At 52.3% G+C, this 20,555-nt stretch carries 16 protein-coding genes, 1 tRNA gene and 1 pseudogene; 5 read left to right on the forward strand and 13 right to left on the reverse strand.

The features are described 5' to 3' along the window. Positions 1 to 54: 54 nt before the first annotated feature. Entirely contained in the window at positions 55 to 888 is an 834-nt protein-coding gene (gene xth / locus NMUL_RS12610; protein ID WP_011381708.1) for an exodeoxyribonuclease III, read from the reverse strand. 262 nt (positions 889 to 1,150) lie between these two features. On the opposite strand from xth, the gene folE reads away from it, so the two are divergent. After that, positions 1,151 to 1,726, forward strand: a complete 576-nt coding sequence (folE, locus tag NMUL_RS12615; protein WP_011381709.1) for a GTP cyclohydrolase I FolE — start codon at positions 1,151 to 1,153, stop codon at positions 1,724 to 1,726. Positions 1,727 to 1,920: 194 nt separating this feature from the next. Then, positions 1,921 to 2,814, forward strand: coding sequence for a hypothetical protein (locus NMUL_RS12620; RefSeq protein ID WP_011381710.1), 894 nt, complete (start codon positions 1,921 to 1,923; stop codon positions 2,812 to 2,814). A 145-nt stretch (positions 2,815 to 2,959) separates the two neighbouring features. Here the strand turns inward: NMUL_RS12620 and recN are convergent, their stop codons facing one another. After that, a complete protein-coding gene (gene recN, locus NMUL_RS12625) occupies positions 2,960 to 4,651 on the reverse strand; it encodes a DNA repair protein RecN (protein ID WP_011381711.1) in 1,692 nt (563 codons plus the stop codon). Between the two features lie 16 nt (positions 4,652 to 4,667). Continuing rightward, complete coding sequence (locus tag NMUL_RS12630) at positions 4,668 to 5,552, reverse strand: NAD kinase (protein ID WP_011381712.1); 885 nt, start codon at positions 5,550 to 5,552, stop codon at positions 4,668 to 4,670. A 254-nt stretch (positions 5,553 to 5,806) separates the two neighbouring features. On the opposite strand from NMUL_RS12630, the gene hrcA reads away from it, so the two are divergent. Then, complete coding sequence (gene hrcA / locus NMUL_RS12635) at positions 5,807 to 6,826, forward strand: heat-inducible transcriptional repressor HrcA (RefSeq protein ID WP_011381713.1); 1,020 nt, start codon at positions 5,807 to 5,809, stop codon at positions 6,824 to 6,826. A 26-nt stretch (positions 6,827 to 6,852) separates the two neighbouring features. Then, positions 6,853 to 7,965, forward strand: coding sequence for a ferrochelatase (gene hemH, locus NMUL_RS12640; protein ID WP_011381714.1), 1,113 nt, complete (start codon positions 6,853 to 6,855; stop codon positions 7,963 to 7,965). Between the two features lie 78 nt (positions 7,966 to 8,043). Here hemH and NMUL_RS12645 read toward each other — a convergent pair whose 3' ends face one another. The 7 genes and pseudogenes from NMUL_RS12645 to queA all read right to left on the reverse strand — a co-directional run bounded on the left by NMUL_RS12645 (position 8,044) and on the right by queA (position 14,331). After that, the gene (locus tag NMUL_RS12645; protein WP_041353282.1) at positions 8,044 to 8,703 is read right to left on the reverse strand and encodes a DedA family protein; all 660 of its coding nucleotides are present in this window, start codon (positions 8,701 to 8,703) and stop codon (positions 8,044 to 8,046) included. Between the two features lie 67 nt (positions 8,704 to 8,770). Then, the gene (secF, locus tag NMUL_RS12650) at positions 8,771 to 9,703 is read right to left on the reverse strand and encodes a protein translocase subunit SecF (RefSeq protein WP_011381716.1); all 933 of its coding nucleotides are present in this window, start codon (positions 9,701 to 9,703) and stop codon (positions 8,771 to 8,773) included. Positions 9,704 to 9,746: 43 nt separating this feature from the next. Then, positions 9,747 to 11,591 (reverse strand): protein translocase subunit SecD, encoded by a 1,845-nt coding sequence (secD, locus tag NMUL_RS12655; protein ID WP_011381717.1) that lies wholly within the window; start codon positions 11,589 to 11,591, stop codon positions 9,747 to 9,749. A gap of 69 nt (positions 11,592 to 11,660) precedes the next feature. Then, a pseudogene (gene yajC, locus NMUL_RS16635) lies at positions 11,661 to 11,858 on the reverse strand (preprotein translocase subunit YajC); the annotation flags it as partial. Positions 11,859 to 11,873: 15 nt separating this feature from the next. Further along, a complete protein-coding gene (locus NMUL_RS16640) occupies positions 11,874 to 11,999 on the reverse strand; it encodes a preprotein translocase subunit YajC (protein ID WP_373365296.1) in 126 nt (41 codons plus the stop codon). A 39-nt stretch (positions 12,000 to 12,038) separates the two neighbouring features. Then, on the reverse strand, positions 12,039 to 13,142 hold the full coding sequence (gene tgt / locus NMUL_RS12665; RefSeq protein WP_011381719.1) for a tRNA guanosine(34) transglycosylase Tgt: 1,104 nt from the start codon (positions 13,140 to 13,142) through the stop codon (positions 12,039 to 12,041). Positions 13,143 to 13,260: 118 nt separating this feature from the next. Beyond that, positions 13,261 to 14,331 carry a tRNA preQ1(34) S-adenosylmethionine ribosyltransferase-isomerase QueA gene (queA, locus tag NMUL_RS12670; protein ID WP_011381720.1) on the reverse strand — a complete coding sequence of 357 codons (1,071 nt, stop codon included), beginning with the start codon at positions 14,329 to 14,331 and terminating at the stop codon, positions 13,261 to 13,263. Positions 14,332 to 14,427: 96 nt separating this feature from the next. Between queA and NMUL_RS12675 the strand changes: the two genes are divergently transcribed. Then, positions 14,428 to 14,514 (forward strand) — tRNA-Leu (locus NMUL_RS12675). Between the two features lie 459 nt (positions 14,515 to 14,973). On the opposite strand, the gene NMUL_RS15790 is transcribed toward NMUL_RS12675, so the two are convergent. The 3 genes from NMUL_RS15790 to pelG all read right to left on the reverse strand — a co-directional run bounded on the left by NMUL_RS15790 (position 14,974) and on the right by pelG (position 20,376). Then, positions 14,974 to 15,471: a hypothetical protein gene (locus NMUL_RS15790; protein ID WP_011381721.1), complete on the reverse strand. Its 498-nt coding sequence runs from the start codon at positions 15,469 to 15,471 to the stop codon at positions 14,974 to 14,976. Positions 15,472 to 15,878: 407 nt separating this feature from the next. After that, positions 15,879 to 18,692, reverse strand: a complete 2,814-nt coding sequence (locus tag NMUL_RS12685; RefSeq protein ID WP_049783122.1) for a bifunctional glycoside hydrolase/polysaccharide deacetylase family protein — start codon at positions 18,690 to 18,692, stop codon at positions 15,879 to 15,881. A gap of 316 nt (positions 18,693 to 19,008) precedes the next feature. Further along, positions 19,009 to 20,376, reverse strand: coding sequence for an exopolysaccharide Pel transporter PelG (gene pelG, locus NMUL_RS12690; RefSeq protein WP_011381723.1), 1,368 nt, complete (start codon positions 20,374 to 20,376; stop codon positions 19,009 to 19,011). Positions 20,377 to 20,555: the final 179 nt, after the last annotated feature.

Raw genomic sequence — 20,555 nt, forward strand, 5'->3', positions numbered from 1 at the left:
TTCCCCTTCTCATTCGAAGATGAATGATCCGCGGAGAGCTGTAATAGGCGCTTCTCATGGCTCGTTTGCCGAGACGCGAATGGAAGCTTCCGACCCTGCGCTTCTTTCCTTTTCCTGTACGCTCCCGCCAAGCTCCACTATCACGGGCGCATGGTCGGACGGCCTCTCCAGTCTGCGGGTAGCCTTATCTATGACACAAGCCGTGCACATGCCCGCAAGCTCACGGCTCAGCAGAATGTGGTCTATCCGCAAGCCCATGTTGCGGCGAAAAGCCATCATTCGATAATCCCACCAGGTAAACGATTTCTCAGGCTGATCGAACAGACGAAAGCTGTCAATAAAGCCAAGATCGAGCACTTCACGAAAGGCCGCGCGCTCCAGCTCGCTGAACAGGACTTTTCCTTCCCATAACTTGCTGTCGTGCACATCGCAGTCTTCCGGGGCGATATTGAAGTCTCCCAGCACCACCAGCTTCCGGTGCCTGCTCAACATCTCGCGCAGCCATTCCCGCAACGCTGCAAGCCACCTCAACTTGTACTGATACTTCTCGGATGTAACATGCTCCCCATTGGGAACATAAATGCAAACGACGCAAACGTCGTCATGAACTCCCCCGAGAAGACGTTTTTGCGGATCCTCGAAGCCCGGCATGCCGGTAAAGACTTCGCTCACCGGCTGCCTGCTGAGCAGCGCGACGCCATTGTATGTTTTCTGGCCGGAATAGATCGTCTGATAACCCGCAGCCGCAATCTCGCTTACGGGGAAATGCTCATCTTGCAGCTTGGTCTCCTGGAGACACAACACGTCCGGCTGATTCAATGTCAGCCATTCCAGAACCTGCGGAAGGCGAACTTTAAGAGAATTTACGTTCCAGGTGGCTATCTTCATGTTTTTTGCTCTGCTGCCGCTTGGGCTGAAGTATATCCATTATTCAAAATACTGAACAGTTATCAATTCGCCTTGTGATATCATGAAAACGTATTGCAACGCGGGTTCAACGTTTCGGTATCGATTTCTGACGTGAATTCCGACCCTGTATCCGGATTTTCCGGCACTCGCAGCGCACTTCAGCTGGGGTTCGCTGACAGTGAGATGGGACCGATATGTGGCTTATACATATCCCTCTCGATAGAATAAAGGCGTGGTGAACATGGATTCAAATGATTCAGAATTCGGAATCGGCGATTGGCAGCGACTGTTGCGCTCTCTCGGCGAAGACCCCAGCCGCCAGGGCCTGCGCGAAACGCCGGAGCGCGTGACACGCGCGTGGGCTCACTGGACGCGCGGGTACAAGCAGGATCCGGCAGCGATCCTCAAGACGTTCGCGGACGGCGGCGAAAGCTACGACGAATTGATCGTAGTGAGACAGATACCCGTTTACTCGCACTGCGAACACCACCTGGCTCCCTTTTTTGGCCACGCAACCATCGGGTATCTCCCCACGGGTCATATCGTCGGGTTGTCCAAACTGACGCGACTGGTTAACTGTTTTGCAGCTCGCCTGCAGGTACAGGAACGCCTGACTCAGCAGGTGGCACAATCCCTGCTGGAGCACCTGCAACCGAAGGCGGTCGGCGTCATTCTCCGCTGCCGCCACATGTGCATGGAATCGAGGGGAATTGCCGTTGCCGGGGAAGAAACGGTAACGTCGGCCATGCTGGGCGACCTGAAAACGAATGCAGCGCAGCGTGCCGAGTTCCTGGCATTGGCCGAGTCGCACGAGTAATCCAAGGAGTCGCTGAACACTTTTTCCGAAAAAAACACTCCGCTTCCCAGGTGTTGATTGGCATACTGGGATTCCCAGGGAGCGCCGCTCCAATACCCTGTCGGATATTCCGACGCAGTCACATTCCCTTCATTTTATTTTGTTATAAGCAGTCTGCATGATCCTCATGCCCCTTAACCGGAGTCCCGAAGCCTATGGCATCAGCAAAATACCTCTCCATTTTTTCTCCCGCAACGAAGCAGCAAAGACGGGAAAACTTTGATAACTATTGGGAATTTACCCAGCAACATGGCGGACAATTCTTCGAGGATGACAAAGACCTGGAAAAAAAGCGCGCCAGACTCAAGCATTTTCGCGATCATCCAGTCACCTTGCGCCAGCCGCTTGCCAATCCTGAGGCGTTTTATCGTAATTATGTCGAGATGCAGGATGATCCTTCATCCCTGGATCGCACGACGCTAATGTTGACATGTATCTACAAATTCGCAAGACATGAATGGGTAGGAATAAAGGCTGCCTGGGATGCCGTTCCCGCCATGGCCTCTTCATGCACGGTGGAAGATAAAATCAGCCGGGTGCATTTGGCGGAAGAGTTCTGCCATATACGGCTTTTTGATGAAATGTTGCGCACCTGTGGCCTTGATAGGGTGGAATGGGTACCTTTAGACCCGATCAAGGAAAAGATTTACGAGCAGTTTCCTAAATTCCCGGAACTTTTGATGGCTCCTCCCGCTTTTGTGACTGAATTGATGGGAGTAACTTTTTATTGTCATTTGTACCGACTGTTCGATGAGGTATTGGTCGAGGAACCCGAAGTTTGTCAGCGGCTAAAAGAACTGCTGGATGAAATTACCATTGATGAGGTAGCGCATGTAGGGCAGCGCAGAAATTTTATCGGACCGATAGGCATGAAAATATCGAAAGCACTGCTCAAGCCGTTTTATATATTGTTTTTTAATGATATCCCTGAAATCAGGCAATTGCTCAATGTGAACCGGATGATCAAGGATGGTATTACCTTTGATTTTAATCAATTGCCCGCCCATATAATCCAGCGCAGCTGGGTTCCCTCATACTGCAAAACCTGAAAACAGTAGTGGCAGGATGAGCCGGTATCCTGTCCCAGCACTATCCGCCCCCCACACATCGCTACCGCAAACTCTCACATTACTCAGGCACGGGACAAAATGAAAAAGGGCGTTCTGTTATGTAGTTGGATGCAGCGGTGATTGATCAGTGACCGTCTGCTTCCCCGGCCGAAAGCAGCATCTCCGCAGCATGGCTACGAGTCGTATCTGTAATTTTCGTCCCCCCGAGCATGCGCGCAATTTCCTCGACCCGCTCCTGTCTGTCGAGCGCAACGATACGGCTTGTCACTTTTCCTCCACTTGCAGAATCAGCTGATTTGCTCACCCGCCATTGCTGATCTCCGGCGGATGCCACTTGCGCCAAGTGGGTGATGCACAACACCTGCCGCTCCCGGCCCAGCCTTTTCAGCAGGGTGCCGACGATTTCTGCCACCCGCCCGCCGATCCCTACATCCACCTCGTCAAAGATCAAGGTGGGAACCGTACCGAGCTTGGCAGTAATCACGCTGATCGCCAGACCGATACGCGATAATTCCCCCCCTGATGCGACCTTTGCGAGGGGACGCAATGGCAGGGTCTTGTGGGCCGCAACCTGAAACTCGATCTGTTCCAGGCCGTGTAACGTTCCCTGCTCGAGAGGCAGCAATGCCGCGGAAAATTCACCCCCGGCCATCGCCAGCGTTTGCATTGCGGCCGTAACCTGTTGACTCAAGGTACTGGCAGCGCCTGACCTCTCGATAGTCAATTTTTTTGCAAGTTCACTATATTCACTGCTCGCAACGGCTTCTTCCCTTGCCAGGGATTCCCCATCTCCCTTATGCCCCAATGCTTGCAGCCGTTCGGTAAAGCCTTTCAACAGTTCAGGCAGTTCTTCCGGCGTCACCCGATATTTCCGTGCTGCGGTATGAATCTCCGCCAACCGTTCCTCGACCTCCGACAAGCGCTGCGGATCCAGTTCCAGCCGCTGCTGGTAGCGGCCCAGCTCATACACCGCTTCCTGCAACTGGATCTGACCCGGTTCAAGCAAATCGAGAACCGCTTTCAGGGTCTGGTCGTAATCCACCATTTGATGCAACCGGGAAATCACCGAGTTGATCTGCGAGAGGACTGCAAATTCACCCTCGGACAGCGCTTCGAGCCCTGCCTGCGCCGTCGCCAGCAGACTGGCGGCATTGGACAAGCGGCTGTGTTCGGCCTGCAGGCTTTCCCATTCATCATTCGAGAAATTCAGGGTCGAAAGCTCATTGACCTGCCACTCCAGTTCTTCACGCTCACGCACGAAAGCAGCTGCATTCTGCTCCCATGCCTCGCGCTGCTGCCGCGCTGTCTGCCACCGACGGTACGCTTCCGCCACTTGCCTCGCCAACGGCTTGCTTCCGGCATAGGAATCGAGCAACTCACGCTGCACTTCACTGCGCAACATGGACTGATGAACGTGCTGCCCCTGAATGTCTACGAGATTTTCCCCGATCGCCCGCAATTGTTGCAAAGTAGCGGAGTTTCCATTGATGAAACTGCGCGAGCGCCCACCTGCGTCCACCAACCTGCGCAGCAGGCAGACACCCTCTTCTTCCGTGTTTTCGAATCCGTTTTCATGCAACCAGGCAATCACCTCGGGCAAGTCCGCTACCTCGAATCCCGCGCTGATTTCCGCCCGCTCGCAGCCGTTACGAACCGCACTCGCATCGCTCCTCTCCCCCAGCACGAGTGAGAGTGCATCAATCAGAATGGATTTGCCGGCGCCGGTTTCCCCGGTAAGGACGGTAAAACCGGGAGCAAATTCCAGGTCTATCCTATCAACGATGACAAAATCGCGAATACCAAGAAACTTCAACATAGAAACTCCACAGCGTTCAGGTCGGATTTCTGGGGAGACCGCTCCAACCCAGTTTCTCCCGCAACATGCGGTAGTAACTATGGTCGGAAGGATGCAGCAACGTTACCCTATGAGGCGAGCGCCGAACCATTACCTTGTCGTTTTCCTCCAGGTCGAAATGAGAATGGCTGTCGAAATGAACACGTGCAACCGCTGTACGCTGCATCAGGATTTCCACCGCCGCATCCGGCCCGACAACGATCGGACGATTACTCAATGTATGCGGACTGACCGGCACCAGCGCAACCAGATCGAGGCTCGGATGGAGTATGGGACCGCCTGCCGACAACGCATACGCCGTCGAGCCCGTTGGCGTGGCAACAATCAGGCCGTCGGAACGCAGCAAACAAACATATTCATCATTGATGCGCACTTCAAATTCGATCATGTTGCCGCCGATTCCCCGGTTGACAGCCACGTCGTTCAGCGCCAGACCACCGAAGGTGGTGACATTGCTGCGCGCCACCTCCGCGTAGAGCAGCATGCGCTGTTCCGTAATATATCGACCTTCGAGTATGGCACCAAGCGTTTGCTGCATGGTAACAATGGACAGGTCTGTAAGAAAGCCGAGGCGTCCCTGATTGATGCCGACCAGCGGCACATTGAAGGGCGCAAGCTTCCGCGCGATATTGAGCATGGTACCGTCCCCGCCCAGGACGATTGCGAGGTCGGCGCGGCTGCCAATCTCCTCCATGGCTACAGCTGGATAGCTGTCCTCATCCATGCTTGCAGCGGTGAGGTTGTCGAGCAGCACGGTCAGGTTCCGGCTTTGCAGATAGCGCGCCAAACTCGACAACGGTGTTACGATGCCGGGGTTCTTGTGCTTGCCTATCAGTGCTATTGTCTGGAAGGAAGAACTCATTCTATTGAATACCTTAGCTGCTTCTGCTATCTCCGAGCCGCGAAATGGCTCTTCTCCTGCCGAGATTAAACCATATCGGCAGGAAGGTGACAAAGGGTTCCCATGGAAGGATCGGCCTTCCCGCCGACTCTATCCTGCTCATGCCGCAAATCCTTATGGAATCTTTTCACTCGATTGAAGCTCAAAAGATGAGGTGCTGTTCCTTTTCGCGGGAACAGAAGGCTTAAAATGAAATCCTGGTGTAGAATATCCGAATGCTGAACAAACGCGCACAGATTTTGCTTAAGACCCTGGTGGAACGCTATATAAGCGAAGGCCAGCCGGTGGGGTCGCGCTCGCTCTCAAAATTTTCCGGGCTGGACCTCAGCGCGGCCACGATTCGAAATGTAATGGCGGATCTCGAGGACATGGGCCTGGTTGCCAGCCCCCATGCCTCTGCCGGCCGCATACCTACTCATCAGGGCTATCGCTTTTTTGTGGATACGCTGCTGGTGGTCAAACCTCTGGATGTCATCGAGATTCATCAATTGCAGGATCAACTCCATCCGGATAATCCTTCACGGTTGATCAACTCCGCCTCGCAATTGCTCGCCGAACTCACCCGCTTTGCCGGAGTAGTAGTCAGCCCCAAGCGCAATAGCGCCATATTCCGTTATATAGAATTCATGTCGCTGTCGGAAAAACGCGTTCTGCTCATCATTGTCACCCCGGAAGGAGACGTTCAAAATCGCGTGCTTTTCACCGACAGGAATTACAGTCAGTCTGAACTGACGGAAGCGGCGAATTTCATCAACCACAATTATGCCGGTTGCGCCATTGATGAGATCCGCACCCGCCTGCAAAGTGAACTCAAGCAGTTGCGCCAGGACATGACCTCGTTGATGACCGCCGCCATCGATGCGGGCGATGCGGCAATCAGAGAAAACAGCGAGGCTGTAATAGTGGCTGGTGAGCGCAAGCTTCTGGATGTGCAGGATTTATCCAGCAATATGGCAAGCCTGAAAAAGCTGTTCGACTTGTTCGAACGCAAGACCGCGTTGCTGCAGTTGCTGGAATTCAGCCGCAAGGCGGAAGGTGTGCAAATCTTTATCGGGGAAGAATGCGGAGTCGTCACCATGGATGAATTCAGCGTTGTTACGGCACCTTACAGGGTGGATGGGAAAATGGTCGGTACGGTTGCCGTCATCGGCCCTACCCGGATGGCTTACGAGCGTGTCATTCCTGTCGTGGATATGACGGCAAGGCTGCTGTCGAGCGCATTGTCCCTGCATTAATTAAGAATCTTCGGAATCCTCCCGCCGTGATTTCCCCTGGGTCTGCTCTCCATCAGGACATATCCAGCCGGACTGGAGTCCTGCTGATCAATCTCGGCACGCCGGATGCGCCCACTCCAGAGGCGCTACGGCCTTATCTCAAGCAGTTCCTCAGTAATCCCCGCGTTATAGAATTGCCACAGTGGCTGTGGTGGCCGATACTCAACGGCATCATACTCAACACCCGACCGAAAAAATCGGCGGAAAAGTATGCGCAGGTGTGGATGCCGGAAGGCTCACCGCTCAAGGTGCACACTGCCCGCCAGACCCGGCTACTCCAGGATTTCCTGGGAAAACGCCTTCATTCCGCGCCGGTGGTGCAATATGCAATGAACATAGGCAATCCTTCGGTAGCTGAAATGCTGGAGCGCTTCCGGGAACAGGGTTGCGACCGACTGCTCGTACTGCCGCTCTATCCCCAATACGCTGCCAGCAGTACTGCTTCAGCCTTCGATGAGATATTCGCGCAACTGGCGAAGCTGCGAAATATTCCCGCTGTGCGCACAGTGAAACACTATCACGATCATCCAGGATACATCGCCGCGCTCGCGAATAACGTGCGCGACCACTGGGCGAGAGCGGGCAGGCCGGATAAACTCGTGATGAGCTTTCATGGCATACCCCGAGCGTCGGTGGACAAAGGAGACCCGTACCAGGATGAATGCCGGAAAACGGGCCTCTTACTGGCGGAGGCGCTGGAACTGGACGCAAATCAGTATCAACTCTGCTTTCAGTCCCGCTTTGGCAGAGCGGAATGGCTGAGGCCTTACACAGCGGACACCTTGGAGCAGCTAGGCAGGCAAGGAACACGGCGCATCGATGTCGTCTGCCCCGGTTTTGTCTCCGACTGCCTTGAAACACTTGAAGAAATCGCCATGGAGGGCAAAAACATTTTTATCCAGGCCGGGGGACACGAGTTCCATTACATTCCCTGCCTGAATGAACGCGATGACTGGATACACGCCCTAGGTGACATTACCCTTGCCAATCTGCAGGGATGGATGGGCCCGGGTTTTGAGGAGAAAGGGTCCGACAAGGATGGGGAGGTTATCGGCTTATCGCAAGGGGAGGCATCCCCGACCGATAAAAATACCGATTGATGTGACAACCCTTTCCATTCCTTCTGCCTTTCTGAAGCATCCGCAAATCGGGTTCCGATTTGTCCGCTTGCGGTCTCTCTAGCGCGAACGGGCTGCAGCGCGGTTTTCGAGCCACCCCCGCATGAACTGGATCACCCCGGGAAGGACGGAAATGATAATGATGCCGAAAATGAAGAAAGTCAGATTATTTTTTACTATCGGCACATTGCCAAAGAAGAACCCCCCGAACACGAAGAAACTGATCCAGAAAATGCTGCCGAAGGCGCTGTAAGCCATGAAACGGGGATAAATCATTTGTCCGATGCCTGCGACAAAGGGCGCAAAGGTACGGATGATAGGCAGAAAACGCGCAAAGATGATTGTCTTTCCACCATGCCTGGCGTAAAAGGCCTCGGTTTTTTCCAGATGAGCGCGATTCAATAGGCGCGAATCAGTCCGCGTGAATATTCTCGGGCCGAAATAGCGCCCGATCCAATAATTCGTATTATCTCCGCAGAATGCGGCCAACATGAGGAGCGCTGCCAGTCCGGTTACCTCCATCGCCCCTGTAGCTGCGATGGCGCCCGCGACAAACAGCAGCGAATCCCCTGGCAGGAATGGAGTCACCACCAAGCCTGTTTCACAAAAAATTATCAGGAACAGTATGAGATAAACCCAGCTGCCATAATTCTCCACCAGCCAGATCAGGTGTTTATCCAGGTGGAGGATGATGTCGATAAAGGTGGCAATAATTTCCAAAATGGACTGAATGGATATGAAAGGCCCCCCAGAGGGAAAAGCCTGAGTTTGATTTATGGATTCCGGTTCAAGGTACCGCTTCCGGTTCAGGCTTCTTTTCGGGTTTGACAATATCCTTGCGCGAAACACCCAATAGCATGAGAAGGGGGCTTGCGACCAGCACAGAGGAATAAATGCCGAACAGAATGCCGATGGTGAGGGCCAGAGCGAAGTAATGCAGGGATTCGCCGCCGAAAAGCAGCATCGATACAACGACCATCTGGGTGCTGCCATGCGTGATGATGGTACGCGACATGGTTCGGGTTATGGCATTGTCGATGACTTGCGCCACCGATGCCCGGCGCATTTTACGGAAGTTCTCGCGTATCCGGTCGAATACCACCACCGATTCGTTTACCGAATACCCCAGAATCGCCAGTATGGCGGCAAGAACCGTGAGTGAAAATTCCCACTGGAAGAATGCGAAAAATCCCAGGATAATCACGACGTCATGCAAATTGGCGATGATGCCGGAAACACCGAATTTCCACTCGAACCGCATTGCCAAATAAGCGACGATCCCCAGCGACACAATCAGCAAGGCCAGTGCGCCGTTTTCCACCAATTCCTTGCCCACTTGAGGGCCTACAAACTCTACCCGGCGCAACTCCGCCGTCTCATCATCCGCATGCAACGCGGCGATCACTGTCTCGGAAAGCTTTGCGCTCGACATGTCGGCCTTGGCTGGCAAGCGTATCAGCACATCCCGCGAAGTGCCGAAATTCTGCACGCTGGCGTCAGCCATTCCGAGCTTGATCAAGGTGCCCCGGATGCGGTTGAGATCCGCCGGCTGGGTGTAGCTGACTTCCATGACCGTTCCGCCGGTAAAATCAACCCCCAGATTCAACCCCTTGGTAACAAGGAAAAATACCGCCGCAATAAAAGTAACCAGGGAAATGGCCGTCGTATATTTCCCCCAGCTCATGAAAGGGATATCGCGCTTGAACCTGAAAAATTCCATTGATGACCCTTATTTTCTCCAAAGGTACGCTTTTTTTTCGCTGTCAGCGCTTGTTGGTCACAGGCTTCCACACCTGCCCAATGGAAACCCGCTCCAGTTTGCGGCGGCTGCCGTATACCAGATTGACGAATCCGCGCGAGACCATCACCGCGCTGAACATAGAAGTCAGGATACCCAGGCACAGCACCACTGCAAATCCCTTTATCGGGCCCGAGCCGAATGCAAACAAAGCGATACCCGCAATCAGGGTAGTGATGTTGGAATCGAGAATGGTCGCCCAGGCACGCTCGTAGCCAGCGTTTATCGCCGCCTGCGGCGCCATGCCCTCTCTCAGTTCATCGCGTATGCGTTCGTTGATGAGCACATTGGCGTCAATGGCCATCCCCAGGGTAAGCGCAATAGCAGCCATGCCGGGCAGCGTGAGCGTTGCCTGCAGAATCGAAAGCAGGCCGACCAGCAGCAGCAGGTTGACCCCGAGTGCCAATACCGAGATGAAGCCGAATACCAGATAATAGATGGTCATGAAGACGGCGATGGCGGCAAAGCCATAGAGCGTGGAGTTAAATCCGCTCTCGATGTTTTCCGCACCCAGGCTCGGGCCTACGGTTCGCTCCTCGACGATATCCATGGGAGCAGCCAGCGCGCCCGCGCGTAGCAGCAATGCCACATCCCGCGCTTCCTCGGAAGTCATGCGGCCGCTGATCTGCACCCTTCCACCGCCGATTTCTTCCCGGATCACCGGCGCGGTGATCACTTCGGCCTGGTTTTTCTCGATCAGCAGAATGGCCATGCGCTTGCCGACGTTATCGCGGGTAAGCTGCTGGAAAATGCGGGCTCCGCTGTTGTCCAGGTTGAGGTGCACCGCGGGCTGGTTATTATTGTCGAAGCCCGGCTGCGCATCGTTGATCCGGTCACCTGTCAGCACTACCTGTTTCTTTACCAGTAATGGCCCGCCTCCGCGTTCGCTGTACAGCTCGGAGCCAAAGGGAATCTGCCCTCTCAGTGCCGCGCTGAGGTCGTGTTCCTCGTCAACCATGCGGACTTCGAGTGTCGCGGTGCGCCCCAGAATATCCTTGGCTTTGGCGGTATCCTGCACACCGGGCAGTTGCACTACCACCCGGTCTGCTCCGGCCTGCTGAATGATAGGCTCAGCCACACCGAGCTCGTTGACACGATTGCGCAGGGTCGTGATGTTCTGCTGTACGGCGGCGTCCTGAATGCGCTTCTGTGCCTCCGGCCTCAACGTGGCCGCCAGATGGAACTCGGTGCTGACATTCTCTTCCCGTAAATCCAGGTCAGGATAGTTCTTTTTGATTTCCGCCTCTGCCTGCGCGCGCGATTCTGCATTGCGGAATTTGACGATGATCAGCGAGCCGCGCTTGTCGAGGCCTGCATAGGGAATTTTTTTCTCCCGCAAGCTGCCGCGGATATCGGAACTGAAGCGGTCAAGGGCTTTGGAGAGGGCGCCTTTCATATCCACTTCCAGCAGAAAATGGACGCCACCGCGGAGATCGAGCCCGAGATACATCGGCAGTGCGCCTATACTGGTCAGCCACTGGGGAGAATTGGGCAGGAGATTCAGTGCCACCATGTAGCCATTGCCCAGCAGCGACTGCAGTGCGTCCCTTGCCCTGATCTGCGTATCGGTATCGGCAAAGCGTACCTTGATGCTGCCCCCCTCCAGAAACATGCCGGTAGTAGGGAGATCGGCTTTTTTAAGTGCCTCTTCGACGCGATTCAACAACCCGGTATCAGCCTTGGCCGCATTCCTCAGGGGCGAAATCTGCACCGCCGGCGACTCTCCATAGAAATTCGGGAGGGTATAGAGCAGACCAAGCAGTATCGAAACCGCGATAAAGAGGTATTTCCAGGCAGGATAGCGGTTCATGTTTTCGGAGTAGCCAGAGGAGGAGGAGAGTGCAGCGACCGCGCCATACGGCGTTTACAATAGTTTCAATTATTCTTTTTCGATGGTATTCAATGTTCCCTTGGGGAGCAGGGTTTGAACAGAGGATTTCTGTATGACAATCTGCACATTCTCGGCAACCTGCAAGACGATGTAATTTCCACTGATCCTGGCTACCCGACCCAGCACGCCCGCCGCAGTCGCCACTTCATCCCCTTTTTGCAACGCCTCGATCATCAGCTTCTGTTCCTTGACACGCTTCGTCTACGGACGAATCAGCAACAGGTAAAACACGACGAATATGGCGATCAGCGGGAGCAGACTCATGAAATCGGCTCCGGGCGGTGCGGCAGGTGCGGTGGCCTGAGCGTAGGCTGCACTAATCAACATGACATTCTCCGGTAATGGGATAAAAAGAACGTGATTTTATCACGATGCCGTTTGTGCTTGAAATGCTTGCGCATATTCCTGGAACTGCCCGTTTTCGATTGCAGTGCGGATTTCGCCCATCAACTGCTGATAATAATACAGGTTATGCAGTGTATTGAGGCGCGCACCCAGAATTTCGCCGGTTCGCTGCAAATGATGCAGATAAGCGCGGCTGAAATGCCGGCAAGTATAGCAGGTACATTGTTCATCCGCCGGACGGGTATCGAGGCGATACTGACTGTTGCGCAGCTTGATGACTCCGGTTCGCGTATACAGCCATCCATTGCGCGCATTGCGCGTCGGCAGCACGCAATCGAACATGTCCATACCCTGCGCCACCGCATCCACGATATCAGCTGGAGTACCTACCCCCATGAGGTATCGGGGCTTCCCTGCTGGCAGCCCTGGAGCGGTATGTCTCAGGATACGCCGCATGTCGGCCTTCGGCTCTCCCACTGACAGTCCCCCGATTGCATAGCCATCGAAACCGATGTCCAGCAACCCTGCCAGGGATTCATCGCGCAGTTTTTCGTACATCCCTCCCTGCACGATACCGAACAGCCCATTGCGGTTTCCACCTTCATCATGCGCCTGCCTTGACCGCTCCGCCCAGCGCAGGCTCAACTCCATGGATTCCCCCACCGCCCGCTCATCCGCAGGATAAGGCGTACACTCATCGAATATCATGACGATGTCAGAATTGAGCACATACTGGATGCGCATTGATTCCTCGGGCGTAAGAAAGCACGTGTCACCGTTGACGGGAGACTTGAACTTCACCCCCTGCTCCGTGATTTTTCTCAAAACGCCGAGGCTGAATACCTGGAACCCACCGGAATCGGTCAGTATGGGCCCGTCCCACCCCATGAACCGGTGCAATCCACCATGCGCTTCAATGACCTGGAGACCGGGGCGCAGCCACAAGTGGAAGGTGTTGCCAAGCACGATATGTGCGTTGATGACTTGCAAATCTGCCGGTGACATTGTTTTCACCGCGCCATAGGTACCCACCGGCATGAAAGCGGGCGTTTCCACAACGCCGTGCGTGAGCGACAAGGTACCGCGACGGGCCAGGCCATCAGTTCGATGCAATTGAAATTTCATGGGTCAAGCTACTGAATATGGCAGTTTTATAGAAAGAAGACCAAGCAGTTTTTTAGAAGATAGCGCTATGACTGAAGGCAAACGATTCTGTCCGCGGAGTGTTATTCCAGGCTTTAATCTATATCCCCTCTGCCCTTCCGATCAGCATCGCATCGCCAAAACTGAAAAAGCGATAGCGTTCTTTGATCGCATGCCGATACGCACACCGGATATTTTCGACGCCACCGAATGCGGACACGAGCATTAACAAGGTCGAGCGGGGCAAATGAAAGTTGGTCAGCAGGCAATCCACTACCCGGAACTGATAACCCGGCGTAATGAAAATATCGGTCTCGCCGGCTCCGCATTTTATCCGAACGCCATCCCCATTATCCGCTTCCGCCCGCTCGCCCGCGAATGCTGCCGCGGCCTCCAGTGCCCTGAGCGAGGTGGTGCCCACTGCCAGTACCCGGCCGCCCTCGGCTTTCGCATGCCTAATGCATTCCACGGTTTCCGCAGAGACATAAAAAACTTCGCTGTGCATCCTGTGATCGGCAATATTTTCCACCCGCACCGGCTGGAAAGTGCCGGAGCCCACATGCAGCGTCACATGCGCCATCACCACACCCATTTTGCGCAACAACCCCAGCATGTGCTCATCGAAATGCAGTCCCGCCGTTGGAGCCGCCACTGCACCCGGTCGAGCCGCATAAACGGTCTGATACCGCAGCTCGTCGGATTTTTCCACGGGGCGCGATATATAGGGAGGCAAAGGCAGATTGCCGTAACGTTCCAGCAACTCCATGACCCCACTCTCGTGCTCGAATTGCAGGATATAAAAACCGTGCTCACGGGACAGGACGGTGACCTCTATCGCACCAGCAAGGAAAAGCTTCGATCCCGGTTTCGGTGAATGACTGGCGCGAATAGCAGCCAGCGCGCAATGGCTGTCCAGCACACGCTCCACCAGGACCTCGACCCTGCCGCCGGTATCTCTCACGCCATACAGGCGCGCTTTGATGACGCGGGTATCGTTAAAGACAATCACGTCGCCGGGACGCAAATACGATGGAAGGTCGGCAAACATCCTGTCCTGCAGTGCGCCGCTTGTGGCGTCGAGATGCAGCATGCGGCTATTGCCCCGCTTCTCGGCCGGAAACTGCGCAATGAGTTCAGGAGGAAGGTCGAAGTCGAAATCCTGAATTTTCATTGGACGTATTATACGGCAGCAGGAATCGCGCTACGGGTTGCCGCAAATGGGGTTTTCAGTGATAATGCCCCTCCTGTAAAGAACAGGAAAAGCTTTGCCGGGATGGCGGAATTGGTAGACGCACGGGACTCAAAATCCCGCGACCGCGAGGTCATGGGGGTTCGATTCCCCCTCCCGGCACCACTAGTTTACCTCTCAACCTATTACCTTCTCTCTTAAGCCCTTTATTTTGCTTTTTGGCTAGTCCTCTCACGAAATCATAGGTATCTCGACATACCGTTAATCTCATCGGTATTTTTGGCGGTACTTCAATATACCGCCAGCCTAGATACCCTAATGGGCCATTTACTCGCACTGCTGTCGGAAAACCTTCTGGGAAGCCCTACAAACCAACTCACGGGAAAGAGCCATATCTGCTCGTTATCCGAAAATGCCGCCACAGATAGTCCGCGGCTTCCCCTGGTCAGATTTTTTGACGGATCAAGCTCTTGAGAAACTAACTGTGACTGCCCTCGCATTATTGCATGCGTACTCGCATGATGTTTCTGTGCAAGGTGCTGGAACAGTAGAATTACAGGAGTTGGGGTGGGATTTCATTCGTAGCCGGGCAGGAATTAAAGATTGCAATAGCCGGGGGAGTGGTTAATCTCTGTCGCTTTCAATAAGGTTGCCGTCTTCATCAACCTTTATCTCAATCTTCGAACCATCGGTTTTTCTTACTTCGGCTGCATAAATCGATTTCAATCCGCCACCGACCGCTTCGGTTTTTTTCTTGATCTCTTCGATATTTCCGCTACCTCCATTTTCAGTTATCGTTTTTTGCACCTCTGCCGGAACATCGGACCACTCGATTTTTTCGTTCAAGAGCCCCGAGACGTCGTGGAATATAGTCCTTGGCGCGTTAGGGTAGGACACGATTCCTGTGGCATTGGGATTGGACGAGATCCCCTTCGCATTCGGGTCAGACGAGGTTCCTGTGGCGTTAGGGTCGGATGAAATCCCCTGGGCGCCGGGATTGGACGAGATCCCCTTGACGTTGGGGGAGGATACGATACCTGTAGCGTTAGGGTCGGACGAAATTCCCGTGGCGTTGGAGGGCGACACGATAAAAAATAGGGGTATAAGGGGGAATAATCTCACTATCAAGTGCTCCAAGCGAAGATAGCTGATCGACCTGAAAAAATCTGTAGCAGTTCAGGCTTAATCTGCCAGGTATTGATGTCCTTATTGACGCTAACCGGAGGAAGTCCAATCCCCGGAATCGAGTTGAAGAAGCAATCGAGATGGCAGTGGCTGCATTTGAGTCATGACGCAAAGAAGAGAAGAGCAAATTTACCGAGCAGGAGATTCTTTTGCCCTAAAGGAGGGTGAGGTTGCCACGCCAGTTGAAGGAGTTCGAATTCCTATACTTCTGATCGGTGCTGATTTCGAGGCGAACGCCACACACCGAAATTCTACTAACGATTTTGCTAAATCCTGAGGGACGAGGTCAGTACGACCGCAAACTCTGCTTACGCAGCCGCACAGACAATAAAACTTTTTGTCAATCAAGAACACACGAGGGTCGCATCCCCGGAATCGGCCACTGGAAAAACAAATTTCCAGCCTTGACCCTCGCGCTGCCCTTCCAGAGTGCCACCGGACCAATTGATATGGCACTCTCCTTCAGATGCGACCGTCATTTCTAATGGCGTATGCGCACGCATTCGAAAATTAACGCCCCCTGACATTTTCTGCCATTCGTCAATCTCCCCGTTGCTGTGGGATAAATAAGGAGATAAGGGAAGCTCGGGTGTCATATACAGCAGCACTTGACCATGATTAGGCAAAAGATGCACATATCGCCCTTGACTCGCATCACGGACCCCTACAATCCCCTCCGATCTTTCCAAATCGGGCCACCCTGTCGACACTGGCAGACGTAACGTGCGTAGTGTATTCAGCCCTCTAATATCCCAGGCACCATCGACACGGCGAGACATTGTAAGATTGCGGAATTCATTTACCTTCTGACCGTACTCGCTGACCCAGACAGGTCGATGTTCCTGTTTAACAGTCCACTCATACACGGATTTCAGCGCATTGATGGAATCCGTTTTACTTCCTGAATAAAAGTGATAATGAATATGCAATGGTTTCAAACGAAGGGGGCGGTCAGTGAGTTGCATGGTTTCGACGACGCGACTAAATGCGTGAAAGGGACCTTGCCATCTGTTTGTATAAACATGCTCGCTCGCCATGGGGGCATATAACTGGAGCTGGTCATCCATTACATAACCCAGGGGGGGCACACGTGTCACGGTTTTTTCATCATTGGAAATCGTCGCGCCGCCGCCATTCATGTTCTCCAACCCAAGTGAACGCGCTAAAGCTAGAGCCTCTCTGCTTGCCAGCCCGTCCCCGGTCCATAAGAAAACACGCGCCCGCTTGTTCTCAGGCGCCAAGGTGTTATTAATATATTCCACGGATCCGGCGATTTCCCGATGCAAGTCAAATCCATATCCATCGACAGAAAGCTGATACTCATCTCCATCAGCATCAATAGTGTTCTTTGGAAACCATGCGGAAGGATGACTATAGGAATGACTTGCTATTTCAACATGGTTCAACTTGAAAATATCTTGTGCTATTTTCTCGGCCTCAGTTACCTTGTCTGAGGAGCCGCGGTTCGCCGTTTCTCCTTCAATTATGGAAACCGTAGAAGGCAGGTTATATTTTTGCAAGAATTGATCCTGGATGACTTTTATCGCCAACGGCGTTCCAGGTATTTCTGCTTTATTCCCAGCCCCATCACCATCAATCTGTACCAGCAATAAACGCCGGCCATTCTCGGTCGTGACATCGGGTACGGGTATTCCTTTTACATCAAGAGCAGTGCTTAAAAACTCAAATGGATTGATGATCCATCGTTTCAGCCCCTGGTAACCAGCTTCTATCACATAAGGATGCAAGGCGGTCCCGCCCCAATTCCCGGAAAATACTGCAACCACCGGCTCTTCCGATTGACCTGTAAAACTTAGATGCTTTTGAACACCATCTTCCAATACTTGCCAGGCAGTGAACCCCCGTGTCACTGGTTGAGGTTTCGCCTCATAACCAATAATTTTATCGCTCCCCCTGACCATAAGTGAGCCCTCCAGGGATTCCGACTGACTTAGTTCCACCCCTAGATGCTTTAAAAAAGCATTATCAGCTTTAAAACCTAAATTTCCGAGAATAACAACTTTTACCCCAGCCTCCATCTGCCGCAACAGCCAGTCTCTATAAACCGCCGGGTGCAATAAAGCATCGTTGTTGAACCAGCTCACGATTCCGGCATATTGCCCTGTCAATAAATTGCCGGGTAATCCAGCATTCACGTCCAGATAATCGAGTGTATAACCCAGATGTTCCAGTGGCATGGCTAGCAATTTATGGATATCCGTCTGCTGCAGCCCTTCCGGATATTCGTGCCCGTCATAGAGCGCCAAGATGCGTCTAGGGAATATCTCCACCTTGCCAATGCCGAAAATATCCAATGCGGGGTTTGCCACCCAGGGCGTAAAGCCCAGATCAGATATTTTTTTTGCGGTAGCTCGCGCTAAATCCTTCTGCTTTGGATCAACGTAATCAATAACGATTATTTGCAGTTCATACCGATCTCGTGCCTGCCATAACTTCTGTAAGAGCCAGTTACGATCCGGCTCAGCAACTTCCGTATATTCCAAATCGATCGGATCCCAGCGTTGGAATAGCGATTCGGCGGCTAATGCAACCGCATACTGGCCTACATGCGGCAAGATATCGAAACCCCGGTTAAGTATAAGTTCAACTCCCGGGAAACGCTCATGTATACTTTTAATCAGATTGGATAATGCTTTTTCCTGGTTTAACCGGGCAGCAGGTTCAACCGCAACCCTCTGGTATGTCTCCAGTCCATCCAAAAAAAATCCACGATAACCTTGTTCCCATAACCGGGACAAATACTTGTCAAGAAGATAGTCATGCCATCCTTGCTGAGTCAGGTCGAGGATACTGCTTCCCCATTCTTTATTACTGCCAATAAACCAGCTTTGCGGGATCTCTGAATACCAGCTTCGTGTCGCATGGACTTCTCCGACGCTGACGTAGGCAAATACCTTAGTTCCCTTGTCAAAAAGATAATCCACATTATCCATGTTCTCGGGTTCTACTATGACCTGCGTAAAATGTGAAAGTAGATCCACCGGGGCAGGTCGGCCGTAGAAAATCGCGGTACTCGCGTATGCGGGCAAGCAGATAGAGGATAAAAGCATGCTAGAGATGAGCCTTAAAAAAGCATAATGATTCCCGAAAGTCGACTGGTACTTCATCATTGGCGTTATCCCATTGATGACCGTCATGGGCATTTCCTGAAACCCATTTCCAGAATCCCCATCTCATATTCGGCTACGGCCAGTGACAGTTAATCAAACATACCTCTGCCGACTCGCCAAATTACCAGAGCATGAGCGAACTTGTCTTCAATTCATAATTATGGTTAACACCGTTTCTGCTTACCGCCATTACATCGCTATCCCAATAAATATAAATACGATCACCCTTTCGTCTCCGGATCTCAAATATCGGACTGCCTTTCATCAATCGATGGAACGTCGATGAAAATCACTCATTCCCGGGGTCTGTCAGTGATTATTTATATACGTAAGCATAGTTGATTTAACGCAGCATGAATGTTTCGTAAACCAGCCCATTAAGTCTTTTTGAAACGATGATCATCCCCACCAGGGTCGTTGTTACAACCGACAAGGCAAAACCGTAGCCATAAAATGCGGGCCCAAGGTATTGACTCAAAAGGGTGAATACAATGTTCGAGGTGACACATAGCAAACAGAGATACAAGGCATCTTTACGATAATCGAAATAAAATAATATGTTTAGAACAGCCAGCAATAATACTTGAACACCCACCGCAACAAGGTCAATATTTAACAGCATGCTATAGAAAGGCGATATTCCTACCCATTCAAGCAATTTTTCCCCTACTGCCAGCAATATAATGATGGTCATTCCTTGTACCTTAAAGATTTCAATAAATCCTCTCTGAATTGTCAGGACCATTTCTTCATAGATTTGTAAGATAGGCTTTAAGGGAGCGCCGCCATTAATAGCTGCATAAAACTTTGTGTACTGTTCTACAAAATCAGTCTCCATGCGCAGCAAAAATACCGCCATTCCCGGTATGATCGATAAATATGCAAGAAATATTGGAAGGTCATAAATTTGCGAGCCCCGGAGGGGCGAAATGACCGCAACGCCGGTTTGAGGATTAAACCAGAAAATAAATTTGTCAACCCAAATAGCGAGGTTATAAAGAAAGCCGGTAATCGCTAGGCTCGGGAATATCTGACTTCGCTGTAAAAAATCAAAGGCCATCAACTTATCCCTTGAATACGAGCGAAAAACCACAACCAGGAGCATAAACAATAAAATGGCATGCCCCAAAACAAAACCGGAAAGCAGTCCTTCCAGCCCAAATGCCTTCATTTCCATAGAAGCCAATACTGTTACGCCATAACCTACCAGAAAGGCTAACAAAACTGCACGGTAAGCCTTCAGCCCCGATAAAACGATCACTACAATCCAAATGGTAGAAAGGATAACCAGCCCGGCCAGCATCAATAAACGATATAGCACCGATCCGCTAAACAGGTAAATCAGGGATAGAGCCGCAATCGTTCCGCTGACAATCACTACAATAAAAATGGCCCCTGTTAGGTTCGGTAAAACCTTTTCGTCCTGTTTTTCATACAACTTGTCAGCAATAAAGCGTGTGATCATCAGTTGCAAGGGACTGGTCAGAATCAAAGAAATCGCCATCAAATAAGTTATGGATATCTGAAACTGCTCAACATAATAAGGAGCGGTTGAGTTTTCCGTGTTGATGATGCCGATTAAGAGGATGCCAACAATCGACAATACCCATGGGCCAGAACCTATAATCCCCGCAAAACCATAAGCGAGCGTAAGCCCTGATAGAGTATCAGTGCCTGTCAGTTCACGTAGTCTAAACCCAATACCAGCCATTATCGGAGCCCGCCCAGAACTCGGAGACTTTTGGTGTCAGGAATTGCAAAAACTCCAGAGGGCACATGCTGCATAGCCCACTTGCTATCATCTTCATGCCTGCCGAAGCGCCGAAAACTGGTTTGGGAAATTGGTAGGAGCGCAACATTTGTCGGAATTAACCGGACCTCAAGTTTAAA

The sequence above is a fragment of the Nitrosospira multiformis ATCC 25196 genome (assembly GCF_000196355.1).
Classification (GTDB): Bacteria; Pseudomonadota; Gammaproteobacteria; order Burkholderiales; family Nitrosomonadaceae; genus Nitrosospira; species Nitrosospira multiformis.